Origin of the sequence: Streptomyces buecherae (genome assembly GCF_014295035.1) — a bacterium.
In the GTDB taxonomy this organism is placed as follows: Bacteria; Actinomycetota; Actinomycetes; order Streptomycetales; family Streptomycetaceae; genus Streptomyces; species Streptomyces youssoufiensis.
Genome location: NZ_CP060404.1, coordinates 5,011,813 through 5,025,124, shown reverse-complemented (window position 1 = coordinate 5,025,124; position 13,312 = coordinate 5,011,813). Strand labels below are relative to the sequence as shown.

The following is a 13,312-nucleotide window of genomic DNA, read 5'->3' as shown; positions in this document are numbered from 1 at the left end:
TGGCCAGGTACCGTCACGGCAAGTCTGGTCAGTGGACTAGACCCCTTCCCCGTCTTCGTCGGCGTGCGGAAGGCTCCGCTCGACCTTTACTCGGATCGTCCGGCACGTTCCTGCCGGTGAAGGAGATGCACCATGGCTTCGGTCACGTACGACAAGGCGACCCGGATCTACCCGGGTTCCGACAAGCCCGCCGTCGACCAGTTGGAGATCGACATCCAGGACGGCGAGTTCCTCGTCCTGGTCGGCCCCTCCGGCTGTGGCAAGTCCACCTCGCTCCGGATGCTCGCGGGGCTCGAGGACGTCAACGGCGGCGCCATCCGCATCGGCAACCGGGACGTCACCCACCTGCCGCCGAAGGACCGGGACATCGCCATGGTGTTCCAGAACTACGCGCTCTACCCGCACATGACCGTCGCCGACAACATGGGCTTCGCCCTCAAGATCGCGGGCGTCAGCAAAAGCGAGATCCGGGCCAAGGTCGAGGACGCGGCGAAGATGCTCGACCTCACCGAGTACCTGAGCCGCAAGCCCAAGGCGCTCTCCGGTGGTCAGCGGCAGCGCGTCGCGATGGGCCGCGCGATCGTGCGTGAGCCGCAGGTCTTCCTCATGGACGAGCCGCTGTCCAACCTGGACGCCAAGCTCCGCGTGCAGACCCGTACCCAGATCGCCAGCCTCCAGCGGCGGCTCGGGATCACCACCGTGTACGTCACCCACGACCAGGTCGAGGCCCTGACCATGGGTGACCGGGTCGCGGTGCTCAAGGACGGGCTGCTGCAGCAGGTCGACTCGCCGCGGAACATGTACGACCGCCCGGCCAACCTGTTCGTCGCGGGCTTCATCGGCTCGCCCGCCATGAACCTGGTCGAGGTCCCGATCGCCGACGGCGGCGTGAAGTTCGGCAACAGCGTCGTCCCCGTCAGCCGCGAGGCGCTGGCCGCCGCGGCCGACAAGGGCGACAAGACCGTCACCGTCGGCGTCCGCCCGGAGCACTTCGACATCGTCGAGCAGAACGGCGGCGCCGCCAAGACCCTGACCAAGGAGAGCAGCGACGCCCCGGCCGGGCTCCCGGTCACCGTCAACGTGGTCGAGGAACTCGGCGCCGACGGTTACGTCTACGGCAGCGCCGAGGTCGGCGGCTCGACCAAGGACCTCGTCGTCCGCGTCAACGGCCGCCAGGTGCCGGAGAAGGGCGCCGTGCTCCACGTCGTCCCGCGCCCCGGCGAGACCCACGTCTTCGCAACCTCCACCGGCGAGCGCCTCACCGACTGACGCCCCGCCGCCGTCCCTCCCCCCTCCCGGGATCGCCCAACCACCCCCGTACGGGCGGATTCCCGGACGAGGAGCCGGGGGATGACGGAGGCGTTGGGCACGGGTAGCCAACGCGCGCCGCGCATCTGCCGCATCGCGGATGCGCGGCGTTGTCGTTGCGAAATCCCCGCAGAACAGGCATTTCGAGCCGTGTGCGTCAACACGCGAATCGCATGTGGATGCCATGTCATCCCTCAACAGAGTGACTAAATGTCGCCAAATCATCACTGCTCGCTACGATCGCGGGCATGAACCAGGCCGCCCGCCGTATCGGCAGAACCCTCGCCTTCGTCCTCCCCGTCGTTCTCATCCTCTCCGGCACCCTGGCGGTCACCGCCGTGCCGTGGGCCGGGAACTCCGGGGACTCGGTGCTCACCGCCTCCTCCAAGAACGCCTCCAGCCAGGCCGGCCACCGCGCCCAGCACGAGGTGCTGCGCGACCAACTCCTCTCCGAACTCCAGGAGAAGGACCCGGGCGTGGCCCTCACGGGCCTCCAGGAGGCCATCACGGAGCGTCCCTCGCTCGCCCGGCACTGCGCCTCCATCGCGCGGGCGCTCGGCCGCGCGGCGGTCGCCAAGTACGGCGGCGCCGCCCACCGCGCCCACGCCTTCTCCCGGCCCGTGTGCGACACGTCGTTCGCCTCCGGCGTCGCGCAGGCCAACTGAGCCCCGGCCGACGCGGGCCCGACAGCGGGTCACCACCCGACGTCCGGCCACCGGCCCGCCCCTCGGCCCACCGCTGAGGCGTGACCCCACGTCCGAGGTGCGACCCTCCGCCCGAGGCGTGCCGCCTCGTCCGAGGTCCGGGCCGCCGTCCGAGGCCCGGACCGGACGAGGTCGGACCGGACGAGGTCGGACCGGGCGGGTGCGAGCGCCGTACGAGCCGGCCCGTACGAACTGACCCGTGCGAGCCGGTCCGTACGGCGGTCCGGGCCCGCCGTACGGACCGCCGCACGCGGCGGCACGCGGCGGCACGCGGCGGCACGCGGCGGCACGCGGCGGCACGCGGCGGCACGCGGCGGCACGCGGCGGCACGCGGCGGCACGCGGCGGCACGCGGCGGCACGCGGCGGCACGCGGCGGCACGCGGCGGCACGCGGCGGCACGCGCGTCAGCATGCGAGGTCCGGCGTCTGGTCGGCGTCCGCGCCGGCCAGCACTTATCGTGCGGACCATGACCGACGATCCCATCCGTCCCACGACCCCCGCCGGCCCCGACGCGCCCCATCGGCGGCCGGCACCCGGCGGGCCCGCGCGCGCCGCCACCCCAGGCGCCCGCAGCGGCGCCGCCACGGGCCCCTCCGTGGCCGCGGGCTCCCCGCCCCCCCGCCGCGGCGCCCGAGCGCGCCCCGCGCCCCGTCGCGGACTCCGCCGCCCCGACCCAGGCCGTCATCCTCGCCGGCGGCCAGGGCTCGCGGCTGCGCCCGTACACCGATGACCGCCCCAAGCCGATGGTCGAGATCCCCGGCACCGGGACCCCGATCATCGGCCACCAGCTCAACTGGCTGGCCACCGAGGGCGTGACGGATGCCGTCGTCTCCTGCGGCCACCTCGCCGAGGTCCTTGAGGACTGGCTGGCCAGCGCCGATCTCCCGCTCCGCGTCACCACGGTCGTCGAGAACGAGCCGCTCGGTCGCGGCGGCGGCCTCAAGTACGCCGCCGCCTCGCTCCCCGACCCGGACCGGCCCTGGTACGCCACCAACGGCGACATCTGGACCCGGTTCTCGCTGCGCGAGATGGCGGGCTTCCACCACGAGCGCGACGCGGCGGCCACCCTCGCGCTGGCCAGGCCGCGTATCCCGTGGGGCGCGGTGGAGACCGACGAGTTCGGGCACGTCCTCGACTTCATCGAGGCGCCGCCGTCGCCCTACCTGATCAACGCCGGTGTCTACGTGTTCTCCGCCGACTTCACCAACCTGCTGCCCGACCGCGGCGACCACGAGCGGACCACCTTCCCCCGCCTCGCCCGCGAGCGCCGGCTGGCGGGCTACCCGCTGCCGCACGGCGCGTACTGGCGCGCCATCGACACCGCCAAGGACCTCACGGAGGCCGCGAAGGAACTGGCCACCGGCGGCCCGGCGGACAAGGGCTGAGCCGGACCCGGCTCACCAAGGCGCGGGGTGTCGTGTGACGGCCGCGCGGGCTCCGACCGATGGCGGGCCCCGGCGGCTCCACGGCGCCCGTACGCCCGCGCGCCCGCCAACGGCAGCAGCGGCGCCCCGGTGGGACGCCGCTGCTGTACGAGGAGGCGTACGGGCCGCGGAGGGCCCGTACGCCGGATGGTCAGCCGAGCAGGCCGCCGAGGGCGCCCTCGCGGCGCAGGCCGCCGCTCGTGCCGCCGCCGCTGGTGCTGTCGGAGTCGCTGTCGAGGTCGCTGTCGCTGGCGGGGGGCGGGGCCTGCCGCTGCTGCTGGGGCGCGGACTGCGGGGCCTCCGGCTGCGCCTGCGGGGCGGTCTGGGCACCCGAGGTCTGGCTGCTGGTCTGGCCGCCGCCGACCTGGCTCTGTTGCCGCTGCTGGCGTACCCGGGGCTGGCTCGGCCCCGCGGTCAGGCCGCCGGGGGCCGGCTGCGGCTCGGTGACGCCCGGCGTGCTCGCCGCGCTGGGGGCCGACGAGGCGGGGCTCGGCGTGCCGCCGCCCGCGGACGGCGAACCGCTCCGCTTGTCCTCCGGGCTCCGAGTGCCCGGCGACTTGCTCGCCTCGGGCGTGCCCGGCAGCGTCTTGCCGGGCAGGTGGTTGGTCGGCGGCTCGCTCGGTCCTGGCACCCGCACGGTGTCCGAGGAGCGCACCGCGCCGCCCAGCATCGAGCCGATCAGCAGCGTCAGACCGGTGATCACGGCCGCCAGCACCGAGCCACGGCGCAGCACCCGGCGGCGCAGGTCGCGGACCTCGACGCGCGGCCCGAGCCGCCGCCACGCCTCGCCCGCGAGCCGGGCGTCCATCGAGTAGACCGGCGCCCCGGCGATGATCAGCGGGCTCCACGCGGCGAGGTAGATGATGTCGGGCGCGTCGTACGCCGCCACGGTCCGCCAGCTCACCGTCACCAGCAGCGCGGCCGACAGCAGCGCCCCGACCGAGGCGGCGAGCCGCTGCCACAGCCCGAAGACGGTCAGCACCCCGACCACGACCTGCGCGAACGCGATGGTCAGGCCGGCGCCCACGGGGTGTTCGAGCGCGAAGTCACGCAGCGGGGAGGCCACGTCCCACGGGTGCAGCGACTGCAGCCAGATCACCATGGACCCGCGCTCGCCGCCGTCGAAGTACACCGGGTCGCAGAGCTTGCCCATGCCCGCGTAGATCGAGATGAAGCCGAGGAAGACGCGCAGCGGGAGCAGCACGACGCCCAGGTTCATCCGGCGCCCGGGGTAGTACGCGTGGCGCACGGTGTCGGGGTTGCGCCGCCCGCGCGCCGCGCGCCGCGACTCGCCGGCGGGGCCGGTGTCCGCCTCGTCGGCGGCGTACGCCGCGGAGTGCCACCGCGCCGTGCCGTCGTCGTCGCCGGCGACGGGGCCGATCACGGTGGTGTGTTGGCCGGTGTCGAGGTCGTCGTCCGGCGGGCCGGCGTCCGGGCTGCCGTCGAACCGGCCGCGCGTGTACCGCGTGCCGCCCGGCGGTGTCTCGTCGTTGTACGGCGTGCGGGGCCCGATGACCAGGGCCTGGGCGGGGGGTTCGGGCTCTCCGACGGCGACGCGCGGCAGCACCTGGGTGGCGCCCACGTCACTGCCGGGACCGCCGGGCCCCTCGGGTTCGCCGTACGGGGTGGTCGCGGCGCCGGCGGTGGGGCTCGGCGGGCGCACGGTGCGCGTGGCGCCGGTCGTCGCGGTGGCGGCGAGGCTGGCCTCGGACTGTCGTACGGCCTGCAGGAGTTGGGTCGCCGCGCCGTCGCCCGGGCTCGTACGGCCGCTCCACACCACCGGGGCTCTGCGCCGCGCCGGGCGCGTCCCCAGGCCGGCACCAGCCCCGGCGAGCGCGGCCATCCGCGCCGTCTCCACGAGCGCGCTGCTCTTGACGGGGGTCGCGAGCTGCACGCGGAAACTCGCGTGCGCGACGACGACCTGCGCGGGGTCGCTCGGAACCTTCGCCATGTTCAGGCGCGGCTCGTCGTCGAATCCCGGTGAGCGTCCCCCCGGAGGTGTGCGGGGTGTTCTGGTGTCCACGCTCATCTAACCGAGTGACCCCCGGTTAAGACACTGCCTTGACCGCCTCGAAACTGTCCGAGACCCGTCAAGCCCGCCGTCGTCTCCCCCAAGCGCAGGCCAGCGCCGCCCGGCGGCCCGCCACGCCCCGCGAAACGAGCCGCGCCCCTCGCCTCCCACGGGCCGCCCGGACGCGACCGGGCCCCGTGCGGCGCGGCGGTGCCCAGGGGCGTGCGCCGGCGGGTGTCGGGGGCGCGGTGGCTGGCCCGGCCGGAAGGCGGCACGGCACCCTACGGTGCGCGGCGGCACCGGAGAGCGCGCCAGCGGCCCGGCCCACCGCCGCGAACCGGCGCGGCGCGGGCCGACGCGCGGCGGTTCAGCGACGGCGGCGGCGAGCCGCCTCGTACAGCACCACGCCGGCCGCGACGCCCGCGTTCAGGGACTCCGCGCCGCCCGGCATGGCGATGCGTACCCGCACATCACAGGTCTCGCTGACCAGGCGCGACAGACCCTTGCCCTCGCTGCCGACCACCACGACGAGCGGGCCGTCCAGCGCCTCGACGTCGCCCAGCTCCTGCTCGCCGTCGGCGGCCAGACCGACGACCGTGATGCCGGCCTTCTGGTACGCCTCCAGCGCGCGCGTCAGGTTGGTGGCGCGGGCGACGGGGGTGCGCGCCGCCGTGCCGGCCGACGTCTTCCACGCGCCGGCCGTCATGCCGGCCGCGCGCCGCTCGGGCACGACCACGCCGTGCCCGCCGAACGCGCAGACGGAGCGGACGACCGCGCCGAGGTTGCGCGGGTCGGTGACCCCGTCGAGGGCGACGATCAGCGGGTCCTCGCCGGCGTCGAACGCCTCGGCGGCCAGGTCCTCGGGGTGCGCGTAGTCGTACGGCGGGACCTGGAGCACCAGGCCCTGGTGGTTGAGCCCGTTGGTCATCCGGTCCAGCTCGGGGCGCGGGGCCTCCATGAGGTTGATGCCGCCGCGCTCGGTCGCCAGCCGCAGCGCGTCGCGCACCCGCTCGTCGCTGTCGATGAACTGCTGTACGTACAGCGCGCTGGCCGGCACGCCGTCGCGCAGCGCCTCGAAGACGGAGTTGCGGCCCACGACCAGCTCGTTGGTGCCCTTGGGACCGCCGCGGCGCGGCGCGGGCCGCTTGGACGCCTGGCGCACCTTGGCGTTGGCCGCGCGCTGCTTGACGTGTCCCTTGCGCATCTCGGCGGGCGGGGTCGGGCCCTTGCCCTCCAAGCCCCGGCGCCGCTTGCCGCCGCTGCCGACCGTCGCGCCCTTCTTGTTGGACGTGCGGCGGTTCCTGCGCTGGCTGTTACCGGCCATAGGTCACCTGTCTCTTACTGCTCACTGCTCAGCCCGTACTGCTCAGCAAAAAAGTCGATGTTACGGAAAGTGTGCCGCCCGGCGTACCGCGCGGCACACCGAGCCGTTCCGGCGTGGCTGCCCGTCCTGCTGTCCGCCCAGCTCAGCGGGGTCCCAGCTCCCAGCGCGGGCCGGACGGAGTGTCCTCAATCACCAGCCCGGACTGCTGGAGCTGGTCGCGGATGGCGTCCGCCGTGCCGTAGTCCTTGCGGGTGCGCGCGGCCTGTCGCTGCTCCAGTACGAGGCGTACCAGCGAGTCCACCACGCCGTGCAGGTCCTCGCCGCGCTCGCCACCCGAGGACCAGCGCTCGTCCAGCGGGTCGAGGCCGAGCAGCCCGAGCATGGCGCGCACCTCGGCGAGCCGGGCGACCGCGGACTCCTTGTCGTCGGCGGTCAGCGCCGAGTTCCCCTGCCGGACCGTGGTGTGGATGATCGCGAGGGCCTGCGGGACGCCGAGGTCGTCGTCCATCGCCTCCGCGAAGGCCGGCGGCACCTCGGCGGCGGGCTCGACCGGGCCGGCCTTCTCGACCACGCGCTGGACGAAGCCCTCGATCCGCGCGAACGCGGACTCGGCCTCGCGCAGGGCCTCCTCGCTGTACTCGATCATCGACCGGTAGTGCGGGGTGCCCAGGTAGTAGCGGAGCACGATGGGGCGCCAGCGCTTGACCATCTCGGAGACGAGCACCGAGTTGCCGAGCGACTTGCTCATCTTCTCGCCGCTCATGGTCACCCAGGCGTTGTGCACCCAGTAGTCGGCGAAGCCGTCGCCGTACGCCTTGGCCTGCGCGATCTCGTTCTCGTGGTGCGGGAAGATCAGGTCGATGCCGCCGCCGTGGATGTCGAAGCGGCGGCCCAGGTACTTGTGCGCCATCGCCGAGCACTCCAGGTGCCAGCCGGGTCGGCCGCGGCCCCAGGGCGTGGGCCAGCTCGGCTCGCCGGGCTTGGCCGCCTTCCACATCGCGAAGTCGCGCCCGTCGCGCTTGCCGGCGCCGACGTCGCCGGCGTTCGGCAGGTTGTCCAACTCCTGGTTGGACAACTGGAGATACTCCGGGAAGGACCGCACGTCGAAGTAGACGTTGCCGTCGACGGCGTACGCGTGACCGCGCTCGATCAGACCGCTCATCATCTCGATCATTTCCGGGACGTGCCCGGTCGCGCGCGGCTCGTAGGTGGGCGGCAGGCAGCCGATCGCCTCGTACGCGTCGTTGAACGCGCGCTCGTTGCGATAGCCGATGGACCACCACGGCTCGCCGCTCTCGGCGGCCTTGACCAGAATCTTGTCGTCGATGTCGGTGACGTTGCGGATGAACGTCACGTCGTAGCCGCGGTAGGTGAACCAGCGGCGCATGATGTCGAAGTTGAGGCCCGACCTGATGTGCCCGATGTGCGGTGCGGCCTGCACGGTCGCGCCACAGAGGTAGATCGAGACACAGCCCGGCGTCAGCGGGGTGAAGTCACGGGTCTGCCGGGCACTGGTGTCGTACAGGCGAATGGTCACGCCACAAGGGTAGTCGGAACAGGGCAGTGCCCCGCGACCCCCGGGGCCGCCCGGACACCGAAGCGTGATACTCGGCGCGCTTCGGCCAGGTCACGGCGCGCCGTGCGGCGCGGGCGGCGGGGGTGCGGTGAACGCGGTGGCGACGCGGGCGGGCGGCGGCCCGGCCGGCGTCAGAGCCGGCCGACGACCTTGCGCGGCGTCACCCGGATCACGACGCGCTCCGCGTCCTCCCCGCTGCGCGGGTTGAACTCGGCGTACGTCTTGCCGGTGTACTTCAGCGACAGCTCGTCGATCAGCTCCTGGCCGCCCTCGGTGCCGACGGTGGCGGTGCCGCGGATCTCGGCGTAGGTGTACGGCGCGTCCGCCGGGTTGACCAGCACGGTCACCCTGGGGTCGGCGGCGAGGTTCTTCTCCTTGCGGCGGCCGACGGTGGTGGAGATCAGCAGGTCGTCCCCGTCGCGCTTGACCCAGACCACCGAGAGCTGCGGGCTCCCGTCGGGCTGGATGGTCGCGATGGTCACGAAGACCGGCCCGTCGAGGACGCGCTTGAGGTCGTCGGAGAGTACGGCTGACACGGTGGGTCCTTCCGTCACGTCGATCGCCCGGCGGTGCCGCCCGGCAGTGGATCACGGAGCGAGTTCCTCGATGGGTACCCAACAGCCTCGGGCCCACCCGCATTCCCGACGCGGGCGTGATCCGTACGGAGCAGCGCGACTGGCATCGGCTCGGCCGCGGGCGGGCCCGGTTCGGCGCGCGCCGCCGGGCACGCGCGGGGGCGGTGACCCGGGTGCGTCACCTCACCACCCCGGGTGGGCGCTCGGCGGCGCGGCTCAGCGGCGTACGACCAGGGCCGTGGCGATCGCGGCCAGGCCCTCGCCGCGGCCGGTGAAGCCCAGGCCGTCGGTGGTCGCGCCGGAGACGGAGACGGGGGCGCCGACCGCCGCGGACAGCACCTCCTGGGCCTCCTCGCGCCGCTTGCCGATCTTCGGGCGCGGGCCGACCACCTGCACGGCCACGTTGCCGATGGTGAAGCCCGCCGCGCGCACGACGCGGGCCGCCTCGGTGAGCAGGGTCAGGCCCGAGGCGCCGGCCCACTCGGGGCGGCCGGTGCCGAAGTGGGCGCCGAGGTCGCCGAGGCCGGCGGCGGAGAACAGGGCGTTGCACGCGGCGTGGGCGACGACGTCCGCGTCGGAGTGGCCCGCGAGACCCGGCCCCTCCCCCTCCCAGCGCAGGCCCGCGCACCACAGCTCGCGGCCCTCCTCGAAGGCGTGGATGTCGGTGCCGATACCGACCTGGGGCAGCACCACGGCGGGCTGCTCGGCGGGCGGCTCAGAACCCATCGTTGGCCCTCCTGCGGGCGAGTACGGCCTCGGCCAGGACCAGGTCCAGTGGCCGGGTCACCTTGAACGCCTCCTCGTGGCCGGGCACGACCACCACGTCGCGGCCGATGCGCTCGACCATGCCCGCGTCGTCGGTGGCGCCCTCGCCCGCCAGCTCGACGCGCTCGTGCGCCTCGACCAGCGTGGCCCGGTCGAAGCCCTGCGGGGTCTGGACGGCGCGCAGCCTGGCCCGCTCCGGGGTGCCGACGACCGGTTCCGGCTCGCCGCCGGGGCGCGGCTCGACCTGCTTCACGGTGTCCGCCAGCGGCAGCGCGGGAACCACGGCCGGCGCGCCGGCGCGCACCGCGCCGGCCACCGCGTCCACGACGTCCACCGGCACCAGCGGGCGCGCCGCGTCGTGCACGAGGACGACGGTGACGTCATCGGGGAGGACGGCGAGGCCAAGACGTACGGACTCCTGGCGGGTCTGGCCGCCGGGGACGACGACGACCTCGGTCTTCTCGGCGACGGACTCGGCGAGCGGGTGCGCGTCGAGCAGTCTGCGGACCTCGGTGGCGCCGTCCGACGGCGCGACGACGACCACGAGCGAGACGGCGCGCGAGGCGGCCATCGCGCGCACGGCGTGGACCAACATGGGCGTGCCGTTCAGGGCGCGCAGCGCCTTGGGCGCGCCCGGGCCGAGGCGGACGCCTCGGCCGGCGGCGGGAATGACGGCGGCGGTGCGCACGGGACGCGTGTCGGTGGAGTCGGCACGGTCTGCTGCGGACATTGCGTTGGCGTTCAGGTTTGCTTCCTCGGCCGAGTTGGGTATGGCCAGAGCGTGCCGGGCGCAGCGGCCCGATCAGCCCCTTCCGTGACGACTGGTCGAGCCAGTGCCCGAGCCCGGCACACCAATCGCCGCACAGGTGATGTAACCGCACACAGTGTGGCGAAGCGAAGCGCAAGAACTTGCCAGTTGCCCGCCCCTCGCCCCTGACCGCCGCCGACCGCCTGGGCCACCTGGCTCTCGGGGTGGCGGCGTATCGGCATGCGCGTCTCGCGGACGGTGTCGCTTCGGGCGGACACCGCCGTGTGACCAAACCCGCCGTGAGACCGGACACACCCGCCCCACGACACCGCGCCCCCACACACCGGGACCGGCCCAACGATCGGCGACGCGCCGCCGGACGGACCGCCCCTGTGGAGGGTCGGGACCATCGCCGTGGCCGCCGGCCCTCGCGGTGGCCGGCGAACGCGAGACGCACCCGGTCAAGGCCGCCGTGAGGCGTCGGTGACGCGTGCGGGTGGTGGTGCGTGGGACTGTCGAGATGCGCTGTACTGCCAAAGCGTGCTGCCGAAACGTGTTGCGTAAAGCTGGGTGAAAGCGTGCTTCACCGGCGCGCGTGCGTCGACAGGTGCACGTCGGACGACAAATGCCGCAGTGCCCGGCGCGGGGATCGCGTCCTCGGGACGCGACCGCCACTCGGGCACTGCGGCAGGTGTACGTCCGTCAGAACGTCCCGGACACCGGCAACGACCCCGTGTCCGTGGGTTCGCAGAAAGTCCTCAGGATGCGAGAACTTCGTCGAGCAGGGCCTCAGCCTTGTCTTCGTTGGTGCTTTCCGCGAGAGCCAGTTCGCTCACCAGGATCTGCCGAGCCTTGGCGAGCATGCGCTTCTCACCGGCGGAAAGACCGCGCTCACGCTCACGACGCCACAGGTCGCGTACGACCTCGGCGACCTTGATCACGTCGCCGGACGCGAGCTTCTCCAGGTTTGCCTTGTAACGACGGGACCAGTTCGTGGGCTCCTCCGCATACGGTGCGCGCAGCACCTCGAAGACCCGGTCCAGCCCGTCCTGGCCGACCACATCGCGTACGCCGACGAACTCCGCATTGTCCGCTGGTACGCGAACCGTCAAGTCGCCCTGGGCGACCTTCAGCACCAAGTAGGTCTTGTCCACGCCTTTGATCTGGCGAGTTTCGATGGCCTCGATCAGCGCGGCCCCGTGATGGGGATAGACCACGGTGTCGCCAACCTTGAACGTCATGTGACAGGTACCCCTTCCGTGGCTATCCAGAGTAACACGTGAACGCCCCGTTCTGAATGGCGTTTTCGCAGGTCAGGGCATATCTCGGGGCTTGACAACAGCACTCGGAACGTGCTTCGAGCGGCGCCGGGAAGGGGGAATTCGCAGGTGGGAGCCACTGTCCGGGCAGGGGGAAACGCGCACGTTACATCCCGCGACACCCCCGCTCGACAGGCCGTACGTCCCGGTTTGCCGGACTCTGAGCGTGCGAGTTCCGCTACTCCGTTCGGTCTGGGGTCGGCCACTCCGCGCCGTTTCCGCGAATTGATCAGGCCACGTAGATCACCTTCGTGATCAATTCACGCGACCGTCACCGAGCGCCTGCATTCCGCGCCGATATTCATCCCGGCGAGCGGCGGCCGATATTCGGCGCGGGGTCCGCGCGCCGGTGATTGCGGGGCGTTCTCCCCGCACTTGTTCAACGACTGTTCACAGGCGTGTTCACCGTGCGGCGGGTGCTGTCGGGAGGAGGTCAGCGGGGGTACGCGGGCGGCGCGTGCCGTGCCCGACCCCCAACGGGCCGGCTTCGGCGCGACGGCCCGAGCGCGGCAGGGGGCCGCCCGGTGCGGGAGGCGGGTCGGGTGCGTGCTCTCGACGGCGGGTCGGTAACCTAAGCGCGCTGATAGATCCTTTTACGGGCAGCTCACCGCCGCCCCCGCCGTCCATCCGCGACCGGGCCCAGCGTTCGGCCGCCGAAGCTCGTCCTAGGAGATGCCGCCGCCGTGAGCAGCAGCCTTCGACGCGGCGCCCTCGCCGCCACCGCCCTCGTGCTCTCGATCGCCCCGCTCTCCGCCTGCGCGGCCGGGAACGACTCGCAGACGATGGAGATCAACCCCGACCACGCCCACAAGACCGTCGGCGACATCGCGGTCCAGAACGCCACGGTGATCACCCAGCCGGAGCTGGACGACGAGGGCCCCGCCGCCCTCACCGCCAAGATCTTCAACAACGGCTCGTCCGACCAGGTCCTGCGGGCCGTCACGGTCGACGGCAAGAACACCGAGGTCAAGCTGAAGCCCGCGAAGGGTTCCGGCCCGCTGGTCGTACCCAAGGGCGGCTCGCTGACCCTCGGCGGCAAGGGGAACGCCTCCGCCGAGATCGTCGGCGGCCACGAGGCGGCCAAGGTCGGCGACGCCCAGAAGATCGTCTTCGACTTCAGCAAGACGGGCGACGTCACGTTGCGCGCGCTGGTGGTCCCCGCCAAGGGTGACTACGCGAAGTGGGGCCCGAGCCCCGCGCCGACCGCCAAGCCCACCGAGGCCGGGAAGCCCTCGGGCAAGCCGGGCGACAAGGAGTCGGGCAAGCCGTCGGACGACGAGAGCGGCAACGCGACCGACAAGCCGGGCCAGGACGAGCAGACGCCGACCGGCACGCCCACCGGCGACGCCCAGGACGAGCAGCAGGGCCAGCAGGGCGCTCAGGACGGCGCCCAGGGCGAGGAAGCCCCGGCCGGCCACTGAGCCCCCACGCACCGGCGCCTCGGCGCGGCCCCGCCCACACCCGGCCGGGCCCGCCCGCGCGCCGGTGCGACCCGGCGTCGTACGGCCGCGCCTCGGCCCGTGCGACGCCTCGCCCGCCCGGCGGGCTCCGTACGCA

Annotated in this window: 11 protein-coding genes; 4 read left to right on the top strand and 7 right to left on the bottom strand. The window is 73.3% G+C overall.

The window, feature by feature from the left end; genetic code table 11:
- The first annotated feature begins 132 nt into the window (after nucleotides 1-132).
- From H7H31_RS19685 to H7H31_RS19675, 3 genes are all read left to right on the top strand, one after another.
- Nucleotides 133-1,269, top strand: a complete 1,137-nt coding sequence (locus H7H31_RS19685) for an ABC transporter ATP-binding protein (protein WP_187059805.1) — start codon at nucleotides 133-135, stop codon at nucleotides 1,267-1,269.
- 287 nt (nucleotides 1,270-1,556) lie between these two features.
- Nucleotides 1,557-1,973 (top strand): hypothetical protein, encoded by a 417-nt coding sequence (locus tag H7H31_RS19680; protein WP_176162323.1) that lies wholly within the window; start codon nucleotides 1,557-1,559, stop codon nucleotides 1,971-1,973.
- A 723-nt stretch (nucleotides 1,974-2,696) separates the two neighbouring features.
- Nucleotides 2,697-3,398, top strand: coding sequence for a nucleotidyltransferase family protein (locus H7H31_RS19675; RefSeq protein ID WP_187062177.1), 702 nt, complete (start codon nucleotides 2,697-2,699; stop codon nucleotides 3,396-3,398).
- A 190-nt stretch (nucleotides 3,399-3,588) separates the two neighbouring features.
- On the opposite strand, the gene H7H31_RS19670 is transcribed toward H7H31_RS19675, so the two are convergent.
- The 7 genes from H7H31_RS19670 to H7H31_RS19640 all read right to left on the bottom strand — a co-directional run bounded on the left by H7H31_RS19670 (nucleotide 3,589) and on the right by H7H31_RS19640 (nucleotide 11,677).
- Nucleotides 3,589-5,388 (bottom strand): DoxX family protein, encoded by a 1,800-nt coding sequence (locus tag H7H31_RS19670; protein WP_372455936.1) that lies wholly within the window; start codon nucleotides 5,386-5,388, stop codon nucleotides 3,589-3,591.
- 427 nt (nucleotides 5,389-5,815) lie between these two features.
- Nucleotides 5,816-6,772: a 23S rRNA (guanosine(2251)-2'-O)-methyltransferase RlmB gene (gene rlmB / locus H7H31_RS19665; protein WP_187062175.1), complete on the bottom strand. Its 957-nt coding sequence runs from the start codon at nucleotides 6,770-6,772 to the stop codon at nucleotides 5,816-5,818.
- Nucleotides 6,773-6,914: 142 nt separating this feature from the next.
- Nucleotides 6,915-8,309: a cysteine--tRNA ligase gene (cysS, locus tag H7H31_RS19660; protein WP_187062174.1), complete on the bottom strand. Its 1,395-nt coding sequence runs from the start codon at nucleotides 8,307-8,309 to the stop codon at nucleotides 6,915-6,917.
- Nucleotides 8,310-8,479: 170 nt separating this feature from the next.
- Complete coding sequence (locus tag H7H31_RS19655) at nucleotides 8,480-8,884, bottom strand: PPOX class F420-dependent oxidoreductase (protein ID WP_187062173.1); 405 nt, start codon at nucleotides 8,882-8,884, stop codon at nucleotides 8,480-8,482.
- A gap of 255 nt (nucleotides 8,885-9,139) precedes the next feature.
- Nucleotides 9,140-9,649 carry a 2-C-methyl-D-erythritol 2,4-cyclodiphosphate synthase gene (gene ispF, locus H7H31_RS19650; RefSeq protein ID WP_176162328.1) on the bottom strand — a complete coding sequence of 170 codons (510 nt, stop codon included), beginning with the start codon at nucleotides 9,647-9,649 and terminating at the stop codon, nucleotides 9,140-9,142.
- Nucleotides 9,639-10,418, bottom strand: coding sequence for a 2-C-methyl-D-erythritol 4-phosphate cytidylyltransferase (gene ispD, locus H7H31_RS19645; protein WP_187062172.1), 780 nt, complete (start codon nucleotides 10,416-10,418; stop codon nucleotides 9,639-9,641). Before ispD ends, ispF begins: the two co-directional genes overlap by 11 nt.
- A 776-nt stretch (nucleotides 10,419-11,194) precedes the next feature.
- A complete protein-coding gene (locus H7H31_RS19640; protein WP_009716930.1) occupies nucleotides 11,195-11,677 on the bottom strand; it encodes a CarD family transcriptional regulator in 483 nt (160 codons plus the stop codon).
- 761 nt (nucleotides 11,678-12,438) lie between these two features.
- On the opposite strand from H7H31_RS19640, the gene H7H31_RS19635 reads away from it, so the two are divergent.
- Nucleotides 12,439-13,176 (top strand): DUF461 domain-containing protein, encoded by a 738-nt coding sequence (locus H7H31_RS19635; protein WP_187062171.1) that lies wholly within the window; start codon nucleotides 12,439-12,441, stop codon nucleotides 13,174-13,176.
- Nucleotides 13,177-13,312 lie beyond the last annotated feature (136 nt).